At 66.0% G+C, this 21551-nt stretch carries 17 protein-coding genes; 13 read left to right on the top strand and 4 right to left on the bottom strand.

Translation table 11 applies throughout. The annotated features are described in order from the left end of the window. Positions 1-232: hypothetical protein (locus ETQ85_RS26600; RefSeq protein WP_222862160.1), on the bottom strand; the 232-nt coding region annotated here is incomplete at its 3' end. An 81-nt stretch (positions 233-313) separates the two neighbouring features. Here ETQ85_RS26600 and ETQ85_RS13435 point away from each other — a divergent pair. From ETQ85_RS13435 to mgtE, 5 genes are all read left to right on the top strand, one after another. After that, positions 314-1312, top strand: a complete 999-nt coding sequence (locus ETQ85_RS13435) for an aminoglycoside phosphotransferase family protein (RefSeq protein ID WP_148579588.1) — start codon at positions 314-316, stop codon at positions 1310-1312. 25 nt (positions 1313-1337) lie between these two features. Next, the gene (gene murU, locus ETQ85_RS13430; RefSeq protein ID WP_148579741.1) at positions 1338-2015 is read left to right on the top strand and encodes an N-acetylmuramate alpha-1-phosphate uridylyltransferase MurU; all 678 of its coding nucleotides are present in this window, start codon (positions 1338-1340) and stop codon (positions 2013-2015) included. Positions 2016-2087: 72 nt separating this feature from the next. Further along, positions 2088-3404, top strand: coding sequence for a Xaa-Pro aminopeptidase (gene pepP / locus ETQ85_RS13425; protein ID WP_148579587.1), 1317 nt, complete (start codon positions 2088-2090; stop codon positions 3402-3404). 1 nt (position 3405) lies between these two features. After that, complete coding sequence (locus ETQ85_RS13420; protein ID WP_148579586.1) at positions 3406-4548, top strand: FAD-dependent monooxygenase; 1143 nt, start codon at positions 3406-3408, stop codon at positions 4546-4548. Positions 4549-4659: 111 nt separating this feature from the next. Beyond that, positions 4660-6102, top strand: a complete 1443-nt coding sequence (gene mgtE / locus ETQ85_RS13415; RefSeq protein WP_148579585.1) for a magnesium transporter — start codon at positions 4660-4662, stop codon at positions 6100-6102. Between the two features lie 45 nt (positions 6103-6147). On the opposite strand, the gene hemL is transcribed toward mgtE, so the two are convergent. From hemL to thiD, 3 genes are read right to left on the bottom strand one after another with little or no spacing between them, the layout of a single operon-like run. Further along, a complete protein-coding gene (gene hemL / locus ETQ85_RS13410) occupies positions 6148-7434 on the bottom strand; it encodes a glutamate-1-semialdehyde 2,1-aminomutase (protein WP_148579584.1) in 1287 nt (428 codons plus the stop codon). Positions 7435-7454: 20 nt separating this feature from the next. Continuing rightward, on the bottom strand, positions 7455-8069 hold the full coding sequence (gene thiE, locus ETQ85_RS13405; RefSeq protein ID WP_148579583.1) for a thiamine phosphate synthase: 615 nt from the start codon (positions 8067-8069) through the stop codon (positions 7455-7457). Positions 8070-8072: 3 nt separating this feature from the next. Then, the gene (thiD, locus tag ETQ85_RS13400) at positions 8073-8912 is read right to left on the bottom strand and encodes a bifunctional hydroxymethylpyrimidine kinase/phosphomethylpyrimidine kinase (RefSeq protein WP_148579582.1); all 840 of its coding nucleotides are present in this window, start codon (positions 8910-8912) and stop codon (positions 8073-8075) included. Between the two features lie 118 nt (positions 8913-9030). On the opposite strand from thiD, the gene ETQ85_RS13395 reads away from it, so the two are divergent. The 8 genes from ETQ85_RS13395 (at position 9031) to ETQ85_RS13360 (ending at position 21483) form a co-directional block, all read left to right on the top strand. Continuing rightward, the gene (locus ETQ85_RS13395; protein ID WP_222862168.1) at positions 9031-9183 is read left to right on the top strand and encodes a rubredoxin; all 153 of its coding nucleotides are present in this window, start codon (positions 9031-9033) and stop codon (positions 9181-9183) included. 70 nt (positions 9184-9253) lie between these two features. Then, a complete protein-coding gene (gene pilG / locus ETQ85_RS13390; RefSeq protein ID WP_148579580.1) occupies positions 9254-9646 on the top strand; it encodes a twitching motility response regulator PilG in 393 nt (130 codons plus the stop codon). Positions 9647-9666: 20 nt separating this feature from the next. Continuing rightward, positions 9667-10032: a response regulator gene (locus ETQ85_RS13385; RefSeq protein ID WP_148579579.1), complete on the top strand. Its 366-nt coding sequence runs from the start codon at positions 9667-9669 to the stop codon at positions 10030-10032. A gap of 7 nt (positions 10033-10039) precedes the next feature. Continuing rightward, positions 10040-10555 (top strand): chemotaxis protein CheW, encoded by a 516-nt coding sequence (locus ETQ85_RS13380; RefSeq protein WP_148579578.1) that lies wholly within the window; start codon positions 10040-10042, stop codon positions 10553-10555. Between the two features lie 49 nt (positions 10556-10604). After that, positions 10605-12728: a methyl-accepting chemotaxis protein gene (locus ETQ85_RS13375; RefSeq protein WP_148579577.1), complete on the top strand. Its 2124-nt coding sequence runs from the start codon at positions 10605-10607 to the stop codon at positions 12726-12728. Between the two features lie 53 nt (positions 12729-12781). Beyond that, the gene (locus ETQ85_RS13370) at positions 12782-18484 is read left to right on the top strand and encodes a hybrid sensor histidine kinase/response regulator (protein ID WP_148579576.1); all 5703 of its coding nucleotides are present in this window, start codon (positions 12782-12784) and stop codon (positions 18482-18484) included. Positions 18485-18562: 78 nt separating this feature from the next. After that, positions 18563-20518 (top strand): ribonuclease catalytic domain-containing protein, encoded by a 1956-nt coding sequence (locus ETQ85_RS13365; protein ID WP_148579575.1) that lies wholly within the window; start codon positions 18563-18565, stop codon positions 20516-20518. Positions 20519-20526: 8 nt separating this feature from the next. After that, positions 20527-21483, top strand: a complete 957-nt coding sequence (locus tag ETQ85_RS13360; RefSeq protein WP_246128763.1) for an energy transducer TonB — start codon at positions 20527-20529, stop codon at positions 21481-21483. The last annotated feature ends 68 nt before the right edge of the window (positions 21484-21551 follow it).

The raw sequence follows: 21551 nt of genomic DNA, 5'->3' as shown, positions 1-21551 counted from the left end.
CCGCCGGCACGGCGGCAGAAACCCGCTTCGGCGGCGTCGCGGCAGGCGTGACAGGCCCAGCGGCAGGACGCGGTGCGGACACCTCAAGCGGCGTGGGAAGCGGCCTGGCGACAGCCGGCTTCCCCAGCAGGGAGGAAGGCACCACGAAGGGAGGAAGGTCCTCGGCACCGGCTCTACCCCAAAGGGCGAACAGGGCGATGGAAAGGTAGCGCAGCTGTGTACGTGGTTTCATGCCGGAACTGGAACCAGCCGGCGAGCCGACCGCGTGGTTTGATAAACTCTGCGATTTTACACGAACGCATCTCAGACTCCCGTGGAACGACGCCAACAACTCCAGTCCTGGATCGCCGCCGAATTTCCCGGCCGCCCCTTCGAACTCGCCCCGGCCAGCGCCGACGCCAGCTTCCGCCGCTATTTCCGCATTACATTTGCTGACGATCCCGTTTCGCTGATCGCCATGGATGCCCCGCCCAGCCATGAAGACTGCCGCCCCTACATCAAGGTGGCCGAGCTTTTCGGCGCGGCCGGCGCCCATGTGCCGCAGATCCTCAGGCAGAACCTGGAACAGGGCTTCCTGCTCCTGTCCGACCTGGGCAACACCACCTACCTGCAGGCCCTGACCAAGGACAACGCCCACAACCTCTACGCCGAAGCCCTTGGCGCATTGATGAGCATCCAGCTCTCCAGCCAGCCCGGTGTGCTCCCCGAGTACGACCGCGAACTGCTGATGCGCGAGCTGGAGCTGTTCCCGGTGTGGTACGTGAGCCGCCACAAGGGCCTCACCCTCACCGAAAAGCAGACCACTGACCTTTACGAAGTGTTCGACCGCATCGTCGAGGTCAACCTGTCCGAACCCAAGGTCTTCGTCCACCGTGACTATCACAGCCGCAACCTGATGGTCTCCACGCCCAACCCCGGCGTGCTCGACTTCCAGGACGCCGTGTATGGCCCGATGAGCTACGACCTCGCCTCCCTGCTCAAGGACGCCTACATTCACTGGGAAGAAGATTTCGCTCTCGACATGCTGGCTCGCTACTGGGAAACCGCCCGCCACCTGGGCCTGCCGGTACGCGAGGACTTCGCCGATTTCCACCGGGACTACGAATGGATGGGCGTGCAGCGTCACCTCAAGGTGCTCGGCATCTTCGCCCGCCTCAACCACCGGGACGGCAAGGATGGCTACCTGAAGGATCTGCCGCTGGTCCTCCAATACCTGCGCAAGGCCTGCGAACGCTACGGCGAACTCAGGCCCTTGCTGCGCATCCTCGAAGAAACCGACCCGACCGTCACCGACGTCGGCTATTCCTTCTAAGGCTCGCACAACGACCATGAAAGCAATGATCCTCGCCGCCGGCCGCGGCGAACGCATGCGCCCCCTCACCGACACCTGCCCCAAGCCGCTGCTGGCGGCCGGCGGCAAGCCGCTGATCGTCTGGCACATCGAACGCCTGGCCGCGGCGGGCATCCGCGAGCTGGTCATCAACCACGCCCACCTGGGGCAGATGATCGAGGAGGCACTGGGCGACGGTTCGGCTTTTGGCGTACGCATCGCCTATTCGCCCGAAGGCAAGGCACTGGAGACCGCTGGCGGCATCGCCCGTGCCCTGCCGCTGCTGGGCAACGCGCCCTTCCTCGTCATCAATGGCGATGTCTTCTGCGACGCCGACCTGGCCGCCCTGCGCCAGGCCGGCGAACAGTTGCGCGCCGACGGCCCCCTCGCCCACCTGCTCCTCGTCGCCAACCCGGAACACAACCCGGCTGGCGATTTCGGGCTCTACCCCGACGGCCAGATCCGTGACGCAGGCGGCCAGCGCCTCACCTTCGCCGGCCTCGGCGCCTATCACCCGGCCCTGTTCGCCGGCCTGTCGCCGGACGAACCGGCCAAACTGGCGCCGCTGCTGCGCGCGGCGATGGCCGAAAGCAAGGTCGGCGGCGCCCGCATCGACGGCCGCTGGGTCGACGTCGGCACCCCCGAACGCCTGCGCCAGCTCGACGCCAGCCTGCGCACGCCCTGAACCAATTGCCGTAAGCTCGCAACGATCCGCCCGCCCTTCGGTCAATCAAGAACCCCGTTCCCGGACTCCGCCATGCCCCTCGACATCGCCCCCTTCCAGGCCCGCCGTGCCCGGCTGCTGCAAACCCTGCAGGCTGCCGGCGGTGGCGTCGCGATCATCCCCACCGCGCCGGAACGCATCCGCAACCGGGACACCCATTACGGCTACCGCTTCGACAGCTACTTCTACTACCTCACCGGCTTCCGCGAACCCGATGCGGTGCTGGTACTGGTGGCTGGCGACACCCCGCGCAGCATCCTGTTCTGCCGCACCAAGGATCTGGAACGGGAAATCTGGGACGGCTACCGTTTCGGCCCGGAAGCCGCGCGGGAGGCCTTCGGCTTCGACGAAGCCCGGCCGATTGCCGAACTCGACGAGCAACTCGCCCTCCTGTTCGCCAACCAGCCAGCCATCTTTCATTCGGTCGGCTACGAACCGGCCTGGGATGCCCGCGTCACCGAAGCCCTCAACCAGGTGCGCGCCCAAGCCCGCACCGGCTGCCATGCACCGAGCCAGATCCGTGACGTGCGCAGCCTCATCGACGAAATGCGCCTGATCAAGGACGCCGCCGAGATCGCCACCATGCGCCGCGCTGCCGAGATTTCTGCCGGTGCCCATCGTCGGGCCATGCGCGCGGCCCGCCCGGACGCCTGGGAATACGAAGTCGAGGCCGAGCTGATCCACGAATTCCGCCGCCACGGCAGCCAGGCCCCTGCCTACGGCTCCATCGTTGCCAGCGGCGCCAATGCCTGCGTGCTGCACTACGTCGAGAACGACTGCCGCATGCAGGATGGCGACTTGCTGCTGATCGACGCCGGCTGCGAGCTCGACGGCTACGCCTCCGACATCACCCGCAGCTTTCCGGTGAATGGCCGTTTCAGCGGACCGCAAAAGGCCGCCTACGAACTGGTCCTCGCTGCCCAGGCTGCCGCCATCGCCGAGATCCGCCCCGGCGCCGACTGGAACGCCGGCCACGACGCCGCCACCCGCGTGCTCGCCCAGGGCTTCATCGACCTCGGCCTGCTCACCGGCAGCCTGGATGGCGTGCTTGACTCCGGCAGCTACCGGCAGTTCTACATGCATCGCACCGGCCACTGGCTGGGCCTCGACGTGCACGACGCCGGCGAGTACAAGATCGCCGGCAACTGGCGCCCGCTGGTCGCCGGCAACATGCTTACTGTCGAACCCGGCTGCTACATCCGCCCGGCCGACGGTGTGCCCGAAGCCTTCTGGAACATCGGCATCCGCATCGAAGACGACGCGCTGGTTACCGACAGCGGCTGCGACATCATCACCATCGCCACCCCCAAGAGCGTGGCCGACATCGAAGCCGTGATGGCGGAGCGCTAGGATGCAGACCCATGACCTCGTGATTGTCGGCGCCGGCCCGGTGGGCATGGCGCTGGCGCTGGCCCTGAAGGACTCTGGCCTCGACATCCTGCTGGTGGACGCCCGCCCCCGCGGCGCAGCGCGCCAGGACCCGCGTGTGCTGGCCCTGTCCCACGGCACCCGGCTGACCCTCGAACGCCTGGGCGTGTGGACCCAACTGCCGGCCACCGCCATCGAGACCATCCACATATCCCACCAGGGCGGCCTCGGTCGCACCCTGCTGCGCGCCGAAGAATACGGCCAGCCGGCCCTCGGCTACGTGGTTCCCGCCGGTGCCCTGGCCGGTGCGCTGGACGACGCCCTCGCCAGCACCGGCATCCCGATTCGCGACAACGCCGCCGTCAGCGGACTCGCTGGCGGCGCTGACGACGTGATCGTCAGTCTCGCCGACGGCCGCCACCTGCGCACCCGCCTTGCGGCCTGTGCCGAAGGCGCCATCCAGGGCGCCGACGACAAACCACTGGTCGAGCACGACTACGACCAGCACGCGGTCATCTGCGTCGCCACCCCGGCCGAGCCCCACGGTGGCCGCGCCTGGGAACGTTTCACCCCGCAAGGCCCGCTGGCCGTACTGCCCTGCGGCAGCGGCTGCGCCATCGTGCACACCGCCGCCCCGGCCGAGGCCGATGCCCTGCTGGCCCTCGACGATGCCACCTACCTGGCCGGCCTGCAGGAACACTTCGGCACCCGCCTGCGCTTCGCCGGCGTCGGGCCGCGCGCCCGCTATCCGCTGCTGCTGCGCTACCGCCAGGACCCCGTCGGCCAGCGCACGGTGTGGCTGGGCAACGCCGCGCAAACACTGCACCCGGTCGCCGGCCAGGGCTACAACCTGGCCCTGCGTGACGTATGGGCCTGCGCCCAGGTGCTGCTGCGCGCCGGTGGCGACCCCGGCGCCGCCGAAACCCTCGCCACCTACGCCCGTGAGCGGCGCCTCGACCGCAGCGGCACAATCCGCTTCACCGACGCGCTGGTACGCCTCTTCAGCAGCGACGCAGCGCCGCTGCGCCATGCCTGCGGCGCCGGCCTGCTGGCCCTCGACCTGCTGCCGCCGGCACGCCATTTCGTGGCCAAGCGGATGATGTTCGGGGCCCGCGCCTGGCCCTGAGCAAACAACATCGCGGCGGCCCCCAAATCCGGGTCGCCGCGGCGCAGCAAACCCCGTAGAATCCGCCCCCTGCGCGCCGCCCGGCGCCGTGCCGTCCACGGAAGCTCCGCCATGGCCGAAAACGACGATATCCAGCACCACGACGACCTCGACAGCCACCTGCGCGAGGTACAGCACCTGCTCGCCCGTCACAAGCTGGTCGAAGATCTCGTCCATCGCCAGGACATGCCCAAGCACGACCTGGTCGAAAGCCTGGTCCACAAGCAGCACATCAACGAGCTGACCCACAAGCTCGACAGCCTGCACTCGGCCGACGTCGCCCACATCCTCGAAGCCCTGCCGGTCAGCGAACGGCTGTTCGTGTGGGATCTGGTCAAGGCCGAGCGGGACGGCGAAATCCTCCTCGAAGTCTCGGATGCGGTGCGGGAATCCCTCATCGAGTCGATGGACCCGGCCTCCCTGCGGGCAGCAGCCGAACAGCTCGACGCGGACGAACTCGCCGACCTGGCCCCCGACCTGCCGCACGAGGTCATGGAGGCGGTTTACCAGGGCCTCGACCCGGAAGAGCGCGAACAGCTGCGCGCCGCCATGTCCTACCCGGAAGATTCGGTCGGCGCACTGATGGATTTCGAGATGGTCACGGTGCGTGAAGACGTGACTCTCGAAGTGGTGCTGCGCTACCTGCGCCGCTTCGACGAACTGCCCGACCACACCAACCAGCTCTTCGTGGTGGACCGGGACGAACACCTGCGCGGCGTGCTGCCCATCAACCGGCTGCTGATCAACGACCCGGACATCGAGGTGGGCGAGATCATGCTCACCGACACACTCACCCTCGAGCCCTCCGACGAAGCCGAAACCGCCGCCCAGGCCTTCGAGCGCTACGACCTGGTGTCGGCGCCGGTGGTCGATTACCACCGCAAGCTGGTCGGCCGGGTGACCGTGGCCTCGGTGGTGGACTTCATCCGTGAAGAAACCGAAAACGAACTGCTCAGCCAGGCCGGCCTGAAGGAAGGCGAAGACATCTTCGCGCCGGTGTGGGACTCGGTGAAGAACCGCTGGGCCTGGCTGGCCGCCAACCTGGTCACCGCCTTCATCGCCAGCCGGGTCATCGGCGCCTTTGAAGGCTCGATCGAAAAGCTGGTCGCACTGGCCGCCCTGATGCCCATCGTGGCCGGCATCGGCGGCAACTCGGGCAACCAGACCATCACCATGATCGTCCGCGGCATCGCCATGGGCCATGTGCAGGACGACGCGCTGCCGCGCCTCCTCAAGAAGGAGATGGGCGTCGCGCTGATCAACGGTATCGTGTGGGGCGGCCTGCTCGGTGTGCTGGCCTGGATTCTCTACGGCAGCCCCAAGCTGGGCGCGGTAATGAGCGCGGCGATGACCCTCAACCTGCTGGTCGCCGCCTTCATCGGCGTGATGGCCCCGATGATCCGCAACCGCCTGGGGCAGGACCCGGCGGTAGGTTCCAGCGTGATCATCACCGCCGTCACCGACTCCGGCGGCTTCTTCATCTTTCTCGGGCTGGCGACAATCTTCCTGATGTAAGCCGCCACCCCGTGGGTCGGACTGCAGTCCGACCCCCAGGAGAAATCAAGCTGCGTTGGCGGCGAACCAGGCGTCAGCGGTGGCGATGGTGCTGTCGATGTCCGCCTCGCTGTGTGCCGCCGACACGAAACCGGCTTCGAAAGCCGACGGGGCAAAGTAGTGGCCGGCATCCAGCATGTAGTGGAAGAAGCGGTTGAAGCTGTCCTTGTCCGAACCCATCACGTCGGCGTAGCTTTGCGGCACCGCCTTGGCAAAGTACAGTCCGAACATCCCGCCGACGGAATCCGCCGTGAAGGTCACGCCATGCTTCGCTGCCGATGCGGTCAGGCCCTCGACCAGACGGGTGGTACGGGCTGTCAGCAGCTCATAGAAACCGGGCCGGGCAATCTGGTCGAGGCTGGCCAGGCCGGCGGCCACCGCCACCGGGCTGCCGGACAGGGTACCGGCCTGATAAACGGCGCCCAGCGGGGCGATCTTTTGCATGATGTCGCGACGGCCGCCAAAGGCGCCCACCGGCATGCCGCCGCCAATCACCTTGCCCAGCGTCGTCAGGTCCGGCGTGATGCCGAACAAACCCTGCACGCCACGCGGACCGACACGGAAGCCGGTCATCACTTCGTCGTAGATCAGCACCGCGCCGTGCTCGGTACACAGGCGACGCAGCAGGTGCATGAACTCGGCCGACGGCTTGATCAGGTTCATGTTCCCGGCAATCGGCTCGATGATCACGCAGGCAATGGCGTCGCCCCTGGTCTTGAAGGTTTCTTCAAGCTGGGCCGGATTGTTGTAGTCGAGCACGATAGTGTGCTTGGCAAAGTCTTCCGGCACACCGGCCGAGGACGGATTGCCGAAGGTCAGGAGGCCGGAGCCGGCCTTGACCAGCAGGCTGTCGGCGTGGCCGTGGTAGCAGCCCTCGAACTTGATGATCGCATCGCGACCGGTGAAGCCCCGCGCCAGGCGGATCGCACTCATCGTCGCTTCGGTACCGCTGGACACCAGACGCACCATTTCCATGCTCGGCAGCAGTTCGCACAAGCGCTCGGCCATGTCGATCTCGCGCTCGGTCGGGGCGCCGAAGGACAGGCCGTCAAGGGCCGCCGCGCGCACCGCCTCGACCACTACCGGATCGGCGTGGCCAAGAATTGCCGGGCCCCACGAGCCCACGTAGTCCAGGTACTCCTTGCCGTCCGCATCCCACACCCGGGCGCCCAGCGCCTTCTTGAGGAAACGCGGCGTGCCGCCCACCGAGCGGAAGGCCCGCACCGGGGAATTGACGCCGCCGGGAATGGTGCGCTGGGCGCGGGCAAAGAGTTCTTCGTTACGACTGGTCATGCTGGAAGCTTTCTGATTGGTCAATCGAACAGCCTGGCGTAGGCCGCCGCACGGGCAGCCGGGTCGGGCGCAGAGAATACATCGCTGATCACGGCGAGCTGATCGGCACCTGCGTCGATCAGCTCGCCGGCATTGTCGAGGGTAATGCCGCCGATGGCCACTACCGGCAAACCGAACTCGCGCCTGGCACGGGTCAGCATGTCGAGGGAAGCCCGCGGCGCGGCGGGCTTGGTGGAAGACGGATACATGGCACCAAAGGCCAGATAATCGACACCGGCCGCCGCACCGGCAACCGCCCGGGGCCACTCGCCGTAGCAACTCACACCCAGAATGCGCTCCGGGCCGAGCACCTTGCGGGCCGCCGCCGGATCGCCATCGTCACGCCCCAGATGGACGCCGTCGGCATCGATTTCGAGAGCCAGCGGCAGGTTGTCGTTGATGATGAGCGGCACATCGGCAGCCCGGCAGATCTCCAGCAGACGCAGTGCCTGCTCGCGCCGCAAAGACGCATCGGCAAGCTTGTTGCGGTACTGGACGAGGGCCGGGCGGGACGGCAGCACGGCGGCAAGGGCGGCCACCAGCGCAGACGTTTCGAGTCCGTCGGGGGTTACCAGATAAAGACCACGGCGCAGCATGTCTCAGCCCCCCACGTCGGAACCCTCGCGGGTCCAGAAAAATCGGTCGGGAATGGATTGCCCCATGCCGGGACGGAAGGCGGAAGCCAGTGCCTGCCAGGTAAAGCCCTGCGCCTCGAAGACCGCCTGGGACATGTCAAGACCATGCGCCAGCGCCGCCGCAACGGCCGAGGCCAGCGTGCATCCCGAACCATGGTAGCTGCCGGGCAGGCGCTCCCAGGCATCGGCCCGCACCACACCCCCACGGCCATACAGGGTATTGACCACCTGGGGTGTGTGGGCATGGGAGCCGGTAATCAGCACGTACTCGCAGCCCATGGACATCAGCAGGGAAGCACAATCAGCGAGAGTCCGTCCGTCGTGATCTTCGCTGTGGCTGGCCGCCAGATGGCGGGCTTCCATGGTGTTCGGGGTAATCACCGTGGTCTGGGGAATGATGAGTTCCCGCAACATTTCCAGCATCGCCTCCGAGGCAAGCTCGTCGCCACGCCCGGAGGCCACCACCGGATCGACGATCACCGGAATATGGGGATAGTCGGCAATGATCTCCGCAATGACCGCGATGTTCTCGACACTACCGAGCACGCCAAGCTTGAAAGCCTGCACCGGCATGTCTTCAAGAACCGCCCGGGCCTGCTCGGAAACAAAGTCGGCATCGATCGGCAACACATCCTCTACCCCGACGGTATCCTGCACGGTGAGGGCGGTAATAACTGTCAGGGCGTGGCAACCCATGCCGGCCAGGGTTATGATGTCGGCCTGAATGCCGGCCCCGCCAGTGGGGTCGGAAGCTGCGAAAACAAGGACGAGGGGCGGGGTGGGATCGTTGCGTTTTATAGTCATTGGGAAAGACAAGGACGCACAAATTTAACTGCGACTGCGCTACCATTCACGATCCAAGCGATTCTAGCCGAAATCAAAGCAACGCACCCAAATGGCAAATTCCCAATACCAGACCTGGATGTGTCTGATCTGCGGTTATATCTACGACGAAGAAACCGGCTCACCGGAAGAAGGCATTCCCCCCGGCACCCGCTGGGCGGACATCCCCCCGAACTGGACCTGCCCCGAATGCGGTGCACGCAAGGACGACTTCGAAATGGTCGCCCTCTGAAAGCCCGCCACACCAACAACGGCACAGTACGCGTCGGACTTCCCATCAGCACGACCACCGGAGGATCAAGGTGAATCTCAGCGGAATCAAGGTCATGGTCATCGATGACAGCAACACAATCCGCCGCAGTGCCGAGATATTTCTCGCCCAGGCCGGATGCCAGGTGGTGCTCGCCGAAGATGGCTTCGATGCGCTGTCCAAGATCGCCGACCATGCACCCGACCTCATCTTCGTGGACATCATGATGCCGCGTCTCGACGGCTACCAGACCTGTGCGCTGATCAAGAAAAATGCCCGCCTGAAGGCAACGCCGGTCATCATGCTCTCCTCCAAGGACGGGCTCTTCGACAGGGCCCGGGGGCGCCTCGCCGGCTCGGACGAATATCTGACCAAACCCTTCACGAAAGAAAGCCTGTTGCGTTCCGTGGCCAGCCACACCCGCCAGGCTTCCGCGAACGACTGACAGCAAGAGACGCGTAACCCATGCCGATCAAGAAAATCCTCGTTGTAGACGACTCCCCAACAGAACGGCTTGCCCTGTCGGAAGTGCTGGTGAAGAACGGCTACCAGGTGGTCACCGCCGAAAGCGGTGAAGAAGCGGTCATCAAGAGCAAGACCGAACAGCCCGACCTGATCCTCATGGACGTGGTCATGCCCGGCACCAACGGCTACCAGGCAACCCGCACCATCGTGCGCGACGACGCCACCCGCAACATCCCGGTGATCATCTGCACCAGCAAGGGCCTCGAAACCGACAAGATCTGGGGCATGCGCCAAGGCGCCTTCGACTACATGGTCAAGCCCCTCGATCACGCGGTGCTGCTCGACAAGATCCGGGCCTTCAACTGAGCATCCCATGGCGAAACGGATCAGTCTCCACGAATTCCAGGCCGGTCTTGCCAAGCGGCTGGCCGAAGCCAAGGACAACCGGGCCTCGGCCCTGCTGGCCGTGCAGGCGGGCAACCGCAACTGGCTCCTCGACCTGACCGAAGCCGGCGAAATCCTGTCTGTTCCGCCCCTTGCCGCCGTCCCCCTGACCCACCACTGGTTTCGCGGTCTCGCCAGCGTACGGGGCAACCTGTTCAGCGTCATCGATTTTGCGGCCTTCCATGGCGACCTGCCCATCGCCCCCGCCGGCCATGCACGCCTGCTGCTGATCGGCGCCAAACACAACCTGAATTGCGCCCTGCTCGTAACACGCGCGCTGGGCCTGCGCGCCATCGAAGACTTCGAACCCCTGAATTCGGCTGCCGATACCGAGCAGCCCTGGATTGGCGAACAGGTAAAAGATGCCCGCGGCACCCCCTGGACCCGGCTGAAAGTTGCCGACCTGCTGAATCACACGCGTTTTCTGGACGCCGCTCAATCATGAAAAACCACTCGGGAGGAGCAGCGAGCCCCGCTCGCTGAAGAGGAACAACATGGCATTCAAGCTACCGGGACTGTCGCTGGGCAGCAGTAAATCGGCTTCCAATAACGTGGATACGATTCTTGAATCCGGCGAGGGCGCACCCGCAAGTGCCGCACTGCCCTTCCTCGCCGGCAAAAACGCCGCCGAGCAACTACGCTTCCTGCGCATCCCCTTCCTGATCTTCACGGTACTGGCCGGCGCCTTCGTGCTTTACCAGATCCGTGTCAGCAGCTTCGGCACGGCTTACGTCACCGCCGCCGGCCAGATGCGGACCCTCTCCCAGCAGCTCGCCAAGGCGAGCCAGCTGACGCTCCAGGGCGACACCACGGCATTCGGAGAACTGAAAAGCAGCCGCGAGCAGTTCAACACCCTGCTTGAAGCCGTCACCAACGGCGGCGACGTGAACGGCACCAGCGTGCCGGGCGGCGCCAGTGCCGTTCAGGACGAACTGGCGGCGGTCACCGAACTATGGAAGACCACCGACAAGGATGCAGCCAATCTGCTGGGCCAGGAAAAGAACCTCGCCAACCTCGGCAAGGCGGTGGGCACCATCAACACCAAGAACCCGCAGCTCCTCGAACTCTCCGAACAGGTCGCTGCCCTCAAGCTGCAAGGCGGCGCCTCGGCCCGCGAGATCGCCATCGCCAACCAGGTGGTGATGCTGACCCAGCGGATCGCCAAGAATGCCAACGCCCTGCTGGTGGCCAACGCCATCGACCCGGAAGTGGCCTTCCTGCTCGGCAAGGACACCAACACCTTCCGCGAGCAGATTGAACAGCTCCAGAAAATGACCGCCGACGGCAGCGACGCCAAGGCCAAGCTGGTCGAACTGGAAAACGTCAGCAAGGACAACCTGGCATCGGTTACCGCCATCCTCGGCAGCATCCAGCTCCTCGTGCAGGCCAAGCAGGCCGGCAGCCACATCTTCCAGAACTCCGGCCCGCTCCTTGAAAAGACCACCGCACTGGCCGAAGGCTATTCCCACTCCTACACCGGCTTCTTCACCTGGGTCAGCCTGGCGATCATCCTCTGTGCGCTCCTCGCCCTGGCCTGCCTGGCCCTGATGGCCAAGACCTACAACGACGACATTGCCCGCCGCCGCCACGCCGCCGAACGCCTGCGGGAAAACGCGGAAGCCGAACGCAACAGCACCCAGCAGGCCATCCTGCGCCTGATGAACGAAATGGGCGACCTGGCCGACGGTGACCTTACCGTACGCGCCACCGTTACCGAAGACATCACCGGCGCCATTGCCGATTCGGTGAACTACACGATTGAAGAACTCTCCGTGCTGGTACGCCGAATCAACGATGCGGCCATCCGGGTGACCTCCGCCACCGAATCCGCCCAGCAGACCTCGGACGAACTGCTCGCGGCCACCGAACGCCAGGCCCAGGAACTCCGCTTTGCCGGCGAAACCGCCCAGAGCATGGCCAGTTCCATGAGCGCCGCCTCCGAAGACGCCCTGCAGTCCGCCCATGTGGCCCGCCGTTCGCTGGAAGCCGCCCAGAAAGGCGCCGCCGCGGTGGAGGACACCATCAAGGGCATGAACGACATTCGCGAAAAGATCCAGGAAACCTCCAAGCGCATCAAGCGCCTCGGCGAATCCTCGCAAGAAATTGGCGAAATCGTCGAACTGATTTCCGACATTACCGAACAGACCAACGTGCTGGCCCTCAACGCCGCCATCCAGGCCGCCTCCGCCGGTGAAGCCGGCCGCGGCTTCTCGGTGGTGGCAGAAGAAGTGCAGCGCCTGGCCGAACGCTCCGCCGAGGCCACCAAGCAGATCGGCGCGATCGTGAAAACCATTCAGACCGACACCGGCGATGCCGTGGCCGCCATGGAAAACGCCACCCGCGACGTGGTCGATGGTGCCCGCCTGTCCGAGACCGCCGGTCACGAACTGGCCGAAATCGAACGCGTTTCCGCCGAAACCGCCGAGCTCATCGAACGCATCTCGATGAGTACCGAAATTCAGGCCAAGGCGGCAACCCAGGTGGCCGAAAAGATGAAGGGCATTCTCGCCATCACCGACCGCACCACCGCAGGTACCCAGCAAACCGCCGTTTCCATTGGCGAACTGGCTGACCTGGCTGTTGAACTCAAGGGCTCGGTCTCCGGCTTCAAGGTCTGAGACCCCGCCCCCCGCGCCCCCGATCTGGAACGGATTCCGACCAAGAACCATCAATGAGCTCAGCACATGAACTCGACCTGGGTCCGCTGACCTGGGTCAAAGGCGAGATCGACCTGGCCCTCGAAAGGGCCACGACGGCGCTCGCCGAAGCCGGGACCGCCCCGGATCGCCTTGGCCGGATCAAGTTTGCCCAGACCCATCTGCACCAGGCCCATGGCGCCCTGTCGATCGTCGGGCTCGACGGCCTGACCCAGTTTTCCGAGCAGCTCGACCGTCTGCTCGGCGAACTGGCCGGCAAACAGGTGGTATTCACGCCCGAGGTGGCCAAGCTGGCCACCCGCTGCATCGCCGCCGTCGGCAACTACCTCGACGAACTGACCCGCGGCCAGCCGGACCAGGCCCTGCGCCTCTTCAACCTTTACGCCGAACTCGCCACCGCCCGCGGGCAGGAGCGCCCCAGCCCCAGCGAACTGTTCTTCCCCGACCTGTCCCAGCGCCCGACTTTCACCACGCCCGTCGACAGCAGTGAAGATCCGAAACGCCTGCGGGCCCTGCGAGGCCGCTTCGAAAGAGGCCTGCTCAAGTGGTTCCGCAATCCCCAGGACCCCTCCGGCCCGCAGGAAATGCGCGAAGCCGTATCCGGCATCGACAACCTCCAGGGCATCCCCGCCTCGCGCGCCTTCTGGTTTGCCGCCACCGCTTTCTTCGATGCACTCGGACAGCAGGCCATTTCGGCCGACGCGCCCACCAAGCGCCTGTGCGGCCGCATCGACGCCCAGATGCGCCGGGTCATGGAAGGCTCCGGAATTGTTGCGGAACGCCTCATGCGCGACGTGCTTTACCACGTCGCCACCGCCCCGGCCCAGTCACCAACCCTCAGTGCGATCCGCGCCACCTACCGGCTCGAACAACTGATTCCCGCCGCTGACCGCCGCATCAGCGACACCCCCCTCGCCCCGCTGCTGCGTCAGCTGCGCGACGGACTCTCCGACGCAAAGGAAGCCTGGAGCCAGTTCTTCACGGGCAGCGCCATTGGACTACCGCGCTTTCAGGACGCCATCGCCCCCCTGAACACGCTGGCCCGGACCCTCGGTCAGCCGGAAGTCGCCGAACTCCTCGCGGCCCTCGATGAAATAGCCCGCTGGCTCCGTCAGGACCCGCTCAAGCTCACCGAAGCCCTGTCCATGGACGTGGCCACGACGATGCTGCTGGTGGACTCCCGTCTTGATGCCCACGAACCGGCCAGCAGCCGCGACGACGCCCAGATCAGACTGATCCTCGAACGCTTGCAGGCCCATCAACGGGGTGAGCGACTCGCGCCCCTGTCGATCGCCGAACCGGAATCACAAACACGCCAGGTCGGCCGCCAGCTCGCCCACGAGATTCGTGCCTCCCTGGCCGAAGTCGAGCAGAACCTCGACAGTTTCTTCCGGGCCCCGAGCAGCACCGACATCCTGGGCGCCGTCCGTGCCCCCCTCAAGCAGATCGAGGGCGCACTGTCGGTCATGAACGAAGATGCCGCCGTGCGCCTGCTGCAGGATGCCGCAGGCCGCATCGGTGCGCTCTCCACCTCCGAAGTTGAAGCCGACACCGGCGCCTTCGAGGAAATCGCCCACCGCCTGTCAGCCCTCGGCGTGTACATCGACGCCCTCCAGCACGGCCCCGCCGACCTGGAGCGCATCCTGCGTCCGGAAGCCGCCCAGGAGACCCCATCGACCGCCAGCATCGAATCCGAACTGGCCCAGCAGAAGCGCGATGCCGTCACCCTCGCCGCCGCCCTCAAGGACAATCCGGACGACTTCGGCCTGCGCACCGAACTCCAGCTCAACCTGGAAGGGCTGCGCCAGGACGCCTCCCTGACCGCCGACGTCGAACTCGAAAAGCAGGCCCGCCAGGCCCTCACCATGCTCGATGCCGGCGAACTGTTCAGCGATGCCGAGCCGATCACCGCCCCCGAGACACCGGTGCTGTCCCCCGAAGCCAGCCGCCTGCTGGATGCCAGCGCCGAAGAAATCGACGCCGAACTGCTGGCCATCTTCATCGAGGAAGCGGTCGACGTTCGGGCTGCCATCGCCAGCAACCTGGCGCTGCTGCAGGAAACCCCCGACGACATGGAGGTGCTCACCACCATCCGGCGCAGCTTTCACACCCTCAAGGGCAGCGGCCGCATGGTCGGCCTCAAGGATTTCGGCGAAGCCGCCTGGGGCCTGGAGCAAACCCTCAACCACTGGCTGCGCCTCGAACTGCCGGTCTCCGCAGAGCTTCTCGCCCTCATCGGCGATGCCCACGACACCTTCTCGGACTGGATCGATCAGCTGCAGGCCGGCGCCGGAACCCAGAAAGACGTCAGCCCCCTGCTGGCCGAAGCCGAGCGCCTGCGCAGCGACAGCGAAGCTGCAGCACCTCCTTCCGCCCAGGTGGCCGCCCCCGAAGCACCTGCCGAAATCGAACTCGTCCTCGAAGAAGCCCCGCAGGAGTTCGACCTGGAAGCGTCGGTCTCCCTCCCCGACTTCGACCTCACGGACGACGAGCTGGACATCGCCCCCGAGCCGCAGGAGTTCATCGACAACATTGAACTGGACTTCCCAGAGATCAGCTTCGCCGAAGAGCCTGCTGCGCCCCCGGAAGAGCCCGAAGCGCTGGAAATAGAAGCCACCATCCCGCTCAGCGAACCCACTGCCGAGCCGGATGTGTTCGACCTGAGCTTCGAGCTGCCCATCGACGAATTCCCCCTCGAAACGCCTCCGGACGCCCTGACGCCGGCACTGCCGGACGAAGTCGAGGAACTGACCGACGAAGCCCTCGCCGACCTGGAAACCATCGACATCGGCGAAGTCGACCTGCCCGATGCGTTCCCGGATGTACTCCCCGACATTCTGCCGGAAGCGCCCGAGGAGGCCATCGAGCTCGCTGGGGAAAGCCTCGAAACGCCATTCGACGAGACCATCGAAGCGTTCGACAACACAGCCGAAGACCTCCCGCTTCCTCCAGAAGAAGAAGTGGGCCAGGACGAAGTACGGATCGGCAACGTCACCCTGTCGCATCCCCTGTTCGACCTCTACCTGGCAGAAGCCCGCCAGCATGTGGCTACGCTGCGCCACGAGCTGGCTCGCCTGTCGATCAATCCGACGCTCGTCCCGCCCACCACGGCGATCCGTGCAGCCCACACGCTGTCCGGCATTTCCGGCACGGCCCGCTTCCCGGCCCCACAGCATCTGGCCAAGGCACTGGAACTGGCCCAGCAACGGCTGGCCGACCACGACCGGGCCCCGGACGCGGAGCAGGCGACCCTGCTCAACCAGACCGCCAGCGCCCTCGAAGGCATGCTCGCCCAACTGGGCAACCGCGAATTGCCGGAAGCCGCGCCCGAACTGGTTACCCGACTGGACAGCATCCTGGTCTCCCACCTGGCTGAAGTCATCAGCCTGCGCCCGGACACCACGCCTTCCAGCCTGGTCACCGCGCCGCTCACAACCGCCCGCAGCGAGCCGACAGCCGCACCTCGCCCCGCCGAGCCGGGCACAGCTGCGCCGCAACTGCGCGACGAACTCGACCCCGAACTGCTGCCGATTTTCCTCGACGAAGGCAGCGAGCTTCTCGACGATCTGGCCACGGCCCTGCGCAACTGGCGCGAATTGCCGGACGATCCGGCGCATGTGGCCGGCGTGGCTCGCCTGCTGCACACCCTGAAGGGCAGCGCCCGGATGGTTGGCGCGATGAACCTTGGGCAGAGCCTCCACGACCTCGAAACCAGCCTCGAACGCGCCCGCAGCCAGGCCCCGTCCGACCAAGGCATCATCGACGATCTGGAAGCCGCTCTCGACCACACCCGCCAGACCCTCGAAACGCTCCAGCAACAGGGGGCGAGCCCGCAGCCGGTGCCCACCGCAAGCGACATCCCGGCCGACGAAGCCCTGGCGGTCCAGCCCGGCGAAACGCTTGCCCAGGCCGCCCGCGCCCAGTTGCGGGTGGAAGCCAGCCGCATCGACCAGTTCGTTAACGAAGCCGGCGAAATCAGTATCGCGCGAACCCGCATCGAGGGCGAACTGCGCACTGTACGCCGCTCCCTGCTGGACCTCACCGAAAACGTCATCCGCCTGCGCAACCAGTTGCGCGAGGTCGAAATCCAGGCCGACTCGCAGATGCAGTCACGCCTGTCACAGGTTGAAACCCATCACACCGAGTTCGACCCGCTGGAGATGGACCGCTACACCCGCCTCCAGGAACTCACCCGGATGATGGCGGAGAGCGTCGGCGACGTGACCACCGTGCAGCAAAACCTGCTGCGCAACCTCGACGGTGCCGAAGTCGCCCTCCACGCCCAGTCACGTATGGCCCGGGAGCTGCAGCAGTCCCTGATGCACGTGCGCATGGTGCCCTTCGACAGCCTCGCCGAACGGCTTTACCGACTGGTCCGGCAAACCGCCAAGGAGCTCGGCCGACGGGCCAACCTCGACATCATCGGCGGCCAGATCGAAATGGACCGCAGCGTGCTGGAAACCATGACCGGCCCCCTCGGCCACCTGGTCCGCAACGCCGTAGCCCACGGCATCGAATCGCCCGAAGCGCGGCGTGACGCCGGCAAGCCGGAAATCGGCCAGATCACGCTCAAGGTCTCCCAGGTCGGCAACGAAGTAGTGATCGAATTCCGCGACGATGGCGCCGGCCTCGACTTTGCGCGCATCCGTGACCAGGCCATCGAAACCGGCCTGATCGCCGCCGACGAGGATGTGGACCACAAGCGCCTGACCAACATGATCTTCGTGCCGGGCTTCACCACCGCCACCCTCTCCAGCCTGGCTGGTCGCGGGGTCGGCATGGACGTAGTGAAGAGCGAGACGGCCGCCGTGGGCGGACGCATCAGCGTCGACACCACGCCCGGTCAGGGCACCAGCTTCCGCATCCACCTGCCGCTCACCCTCGCCGTCACCCAGGCCCTGCTGGTGCGCGCCGGCGGCCGGACCTTCGCGATTCCTTCGTCGATGGTCGCCCAGGTCCTCGAACTCAAGGCCCCGGCCCTCGACAAGCTGCGCCAGGACCAGGGCACCGAGTGGCTGGGCGAGCACTTCGGCTACCGCTACCTGCCACGCCTGCTCGGCGACCGTGCCTCACAGCCCCAGGTCGAGCGCTTCAACTGGGTTCTGCTGCTGCGTGCCGGCAGCGAAACCGTGGCCCTCCACGTGGATGCCCTGCGCGGCAACCACGAAGTGGTGGTCAAGAACGCCGGGCCGCAATATGCCCGAATGGTCGGATACTCCGGCGCCACCGTACTCGGCGACGGCGAGATCGTGCTGATTCTGAACCCGGTAGCCCTCGCCGGCCGCAGCCCGGCCAGCGACGACGATGCCCCGGTGCTACCGACCTCGGCCGCCATCCCCACCCAGCCGACTGTCATGGTGGTCGACGACTCCCTCACCGTACGCAAGATCACCGGTCGCCTCCTCGAACGGGAAGGCTTCCGGGTGGTCACCGCCAAGGACGGCGTCGATGCGCTGGAGCAACTGCTGACGGTGAAGCCGGACGTGATCATCGCCGACATCGAAATGCCGCGCATGGACGGGTTCGATCTGACCCGCAACATCCGCGCCGATGCCAAGCTCAAAGCCGTGCCGATCATCATGATCACCTCCCGCACCGCCGACAAACACAAGCGCTACGCAGAAGAAATCGGCGTCAATCACTACCTTGGCAAGCCCTACGACGAGGACATCCTGCTCGGCCTGATCCGGGACTTCATCGCCAATCAGGCATCCTGAAACGGACGAAAGCGGCGCTTTCGTCCGGGCCGGGCTGCGGCTTGGCTATAATCGCCTGTTTTCCCGCCCAGCCATTCCATGAATCTGCTCTTCGAAGAGGATGGTGCCTTCAAAACCGGCACCATTCTGACTGACAACGACGCCTCCCTGCAGGTGGAAACACCCCACGGCAAGCGCCTCAAACTGAAGAGCAACCACGTGCTGATGCGCTTTGCCCAGCCGTCGGCTGGCGAGCTGCTTGATCGCGCGGAAGCCGAGGCGGAAGGTCTCGACACCGAATTCCTGTGGGAAGTCTGCAGCGACGACGAATTCGGTTTCGTCGAGTTCGCCCGCGAATACTTCGGCCACGAGCCCAGCCCGGTGGAGTCTGCCGCCGTACTGCTACGCTTGCACGCCGCGCCGATCTACTTCCACCGCAAGGGTCGCGGCCGCTTCCGCAAGGCCCCGACAGAAATCCTCCAGGCCGCCCTCATCGGCCTCGAAAAAAAGCGCCTGCAGGCCGCCTCTGTCGAGCGCATGCGCGACGAACTCCTCGCCAATCAGTTGCCCGAAGAGCTCAAGCCACTGGTCCGCCAGCTCCTCTACAAGCCTGACCGCAACCGTCTCGAGACCAAGGCCCTTGAAGCCGCCTGTGCCGAAAACGGCAAGTCGCCGGCCCGCCTGCTGCTCGACTGCGGCGCGCTGGCCTCGTCCCACGAGCTGCATTTCGACCGCTTCCTGTTCGAGTACTTCCCCACCGGCACCGCCTTCCCTGCCGTCGAGGAACCGACCGAAGCCGGCGAGCTGCCCCTGGCCGACGTGCGCGCCTTCTCCATCGACGACGCGGCCACCACCGAGATCGATGACGCGTTCTCCGTCACGCCCACCGCCACCGGCTGGCGTGTCGGCATCCACATCGCCGCGCCGGGCCTCGGTTTCGGCAGCGAATCGGGCCTCGACAACATCGCCCGTCAGCGCTTGTCCACGGTGTACATGCCGGGCAACAAGATCACCATGCTGCCGGAGGACATCGTCGGCCGCTTCACCCTCGGCGAAGGCCGTGACTGTCCGGCCCTGTCCCTGTACCTCGATGTCAGCCGCGACCTGATTGTCACCGGCAACGAATCGCGCATCGAGCGCGTACCGGTGGTTGCCAACCTGCGCCACCACGACATCGAGCCGGTCTTCAACGAAACCACCCTCACCGAGGACGGCCCGGACTTTCCGTGGAAGGCCGAGCTGACCCTGCTGTGGGAGCTCGCCAGCGTTCTCGAGGCCGGCCGCGGCAAGCCCGCCGCCAACCAGAACATGGTGGATTACAACTTCTCCGTAGACTGGAACGCAGTGACCGAAGACGGCCCCGGCCGCATCGAGATCGGCCGCCGTGCCCGCGGATCCCCGCTCGACAAGCTGGTGGCCGAGCTGATGATCGCCGCCAACAGCACCTGGGGCAAAGCCTTGGCCGATGCCGGCATCCCGGCCCTGTACCGGGCCCAGACTGGCGGCAAGGTGCGCATGACCACCGCCGCGGCGCCCCATGAGGGCCTCGGCGTCGATTGCTACGCCTGGTCCAGCTCGCCGCTGCGGCGCTATGTGGACCTGGTCAACCAGTGGCAGCTCATCGCCTGGATGCAGGGCAGCGAACCCACCTTTCCGCCCAAGTCGGCCGAACTGCTGGCCGCCATGCGCGACTTCGAGCTCACCTATGCCGCCTACGCCGAGTTCCAGCGCGGCATGGAGCGCTACTGGTGCGTGCGCTGGCTGCGCCAGGCCGGCCATCCGCCGGTCAGCGCCCGGGTGCTGCGTGAAAGCCTGGTTCGCCTGGAAAACATCCCGCTGATCTTCAAGGTTCCGTCGATGCCCACCCTGCCTCCCGGCACCCGGGTGCAACTGGCCATCGACAGCACCGACCTGATCGACGTGGAAGTGCGCGCCACCTATCTGGAGACCCTTGCCGAGGCAAGCGGTGCAGAGCCGCTCGAGAGCGAAGACGAACAGGAAAGCGAAAACCTGCCGGAGCCCGTCGAAGCCCCCCCGCCCGCGGCCACCGCCTGAGTCTTCGCATGATGCAGCAGCACGCCCCCCTTCCTGCTCCACCGGCACCCCCGCCTGCGTCCCCGCCACAGGCGGCGGGGAGCGCCTGGCCGAGCTTCGCCGGCGGCACCGCGCGCTATGCACTGGAATGGGGTGTCGGCCTGTCGCTGGCGATACACGCCCTGCTGCTGTCGATCCACTTCGTGATGCCTGACGCCAGTCGCTTCAAGCGCCAGGACAAAGGTCTCGAAGTGGTGCTGGTCAATTCGCGCCATGCCCAGCGCCCCGACCAGGCCGACCTGCTCGCCCAGGCCAACCTGGATGCCGGCGGCAACACCGAGACGCCTTCCCGCCCGGCCACGCCTCTGCCGCCGCAGGAGCAATCCCGCGTCGGCGACGGTCTCGTCGAAGCCCAGCGCCGCAGCGAACAGCCCCAGGCGCCGCAAATGCAGGCCATGACCGCGCCGAAGAGCAAGACGGCCATCGCCGTCGACCCGCAGCAGGTAACACCGACCGACTCACCCCGCCAGGTCTCCGGCTACGACCTCCTCGACAGTTCAGCGGCGGTTGCCCGCATCGAAGCCCAGATCGACAAGGACCTGGTGGATTACGCCTCGCGGCCGCGCAAGAAGTTCATCGGCGCCCGCACCCAGGAATACCGCTTCGCCCAGTACGTGGAAGACTGGCGCCAGAAAATCGAACGGGTCGGCACCCTCAACTACCCGGACGCCGCCCGCGGCAAGTTCTACGGCAGCCTGTTGCTGTCCGTCACCATCCGTGCCGACGGCACGGTGCAGAGCATCGACGTCCACCGCTCCTCCGGCGTCAAGGTACTGGATGACGCGGCCCGCCGCATCGTCCAGCTCGCCGCCCCCTACGCCGCCTTCCCGCCGGATATCCGCAAGGACACCGACGTGATCGAAATCACCCGCACCTGGACTTTCACCAACGCGGACATGCTGCAAACCTCCGCCAGAAAAGAGTGAGCCCCGCCATGGACCGTTACGCCGTAATCGGCAACCCGATCGCCCACAGCAAGTCGCCGCGCATCCAC

Origin of the sequence: Zoogloea oleivorans, assembly GCF_008107625.1 — a bacterium.
In the GTDB taxonomy this organism is placed as follows: domain Bacteria; phylum Pseudomonadota; class Gammaproteobacteria; order Burkholderiales; family Rhodocyclaceae; genus Zoogloea; species Zoogloea oleivorans.
Note: the sequence above shows the minus strand (reverse complement) of the source record. Positions and strands in the feature narration are given on the sequence as shown.

What these genes read in the sequence shown, in the direction of transcription:
- murU (WP_148579741.1), top strand. Translation starts at nt 1,338, where the DNA reads ATGATCCTCGCCGCCGGCCGCGGCGAACGCATGCGCCCCCTCACCGAC.
- mgtE (WP_148579585.1), top strand. Translation starts at nt 4,660, where the DNA reads ATGGCCGAAAACGACGATATCCAGCACCACGACGACCTCGACAGCCAC.
- ETQ85_RS13380 (WP_148579578.1), top strand. Translation starts at nt 10,040, where the DNA reads ATGGCGAAACGGATCAGTCTCCACGAATTCCAGGCCGGTCTTGCCAAG.
- thiE (WP_148579583.1), bottom strand. Translation starts at nt 8,069, where the DNA reads ATGCTGCGCCGTGGTCTTTATCTGGTAACCCCCGACGGACTCGAAACG.
- ETQ85_RS13375 (WP_148579577.1), top strand. Translation starts at nt 10,605, where the DNA reads ATGGCATTCAAGCTACCGGGACTGTCGCTGGGCAGCAGTAAATCGGCT.
- ETQ85_RS13370 (WP_148579576.1), top strand. Translation starts at nt 12,782, where the DNA reads ATGAGCTCAGCACATGAACTCGACCTGGGTCCGCTGACCTGGGTCAAA.
- ETQ85_RS13360 (WP_246128763.1), top strand. Translation starts at nt 20,527, where the DNA reads ATGATGCAGCAGCACGCCCCCCTTCCTGCTCCACCGGCACCCCCGCCT.
- ETQ85_RS13365 (WP_148579575.1), top strand. Translation starts at nt 18,563, where the DNA reads ATGAATCTGCTCTTCGAAGAGGATGGTGCCTTCAAAACCGGCACCATT.
- ETQ85_RS13420 (WP_148579586.1), top strand. Translation starts at nt 3,406, where the DNA reads ATGCAGACCCATGACCTCGTGATTGTCGGCGCCGGCCCGGTGGGCATG.
- pepP (WP_148579587.1), top strand. Translation starts at nt 2,088, where the DNA reads ATGCCCCTCGACATCGCCCCCTTCCAGGCCCGCCGTGCCCGGCTGCTG.
- thiD (WP_148579582.1), bottom strand. Translation starts at nt 8,912, where the DNA reads ATGACTATAAAACGCAACGATCCCACCCCGCCCCTCGTCCTTGTTTTC.
- ETQ85_RS13385 (WP_148579579.1), top strand. Translation starts at nt 9,667, where the DNA reads ATGCCGATCAAGAAAATCCTCGTTGTAGACGACTCCCCAACAGAACGG.
- hemL (WP_148579584.1), bottom strand. Translation starts at nt 7,434, where the DNA reads ATGACCAGTCGTAACGAAGAACTCTTTGCCCGCGCCCAGCGCACCATT.
- ETQ85_RS13395 (WP_222862168.1), top strand. Translation starts at nt 9,031, where the DNA reads ATGTGTCTGATCTGCGGTTATATCTACGACGAAGAAACCGGCTCACCG.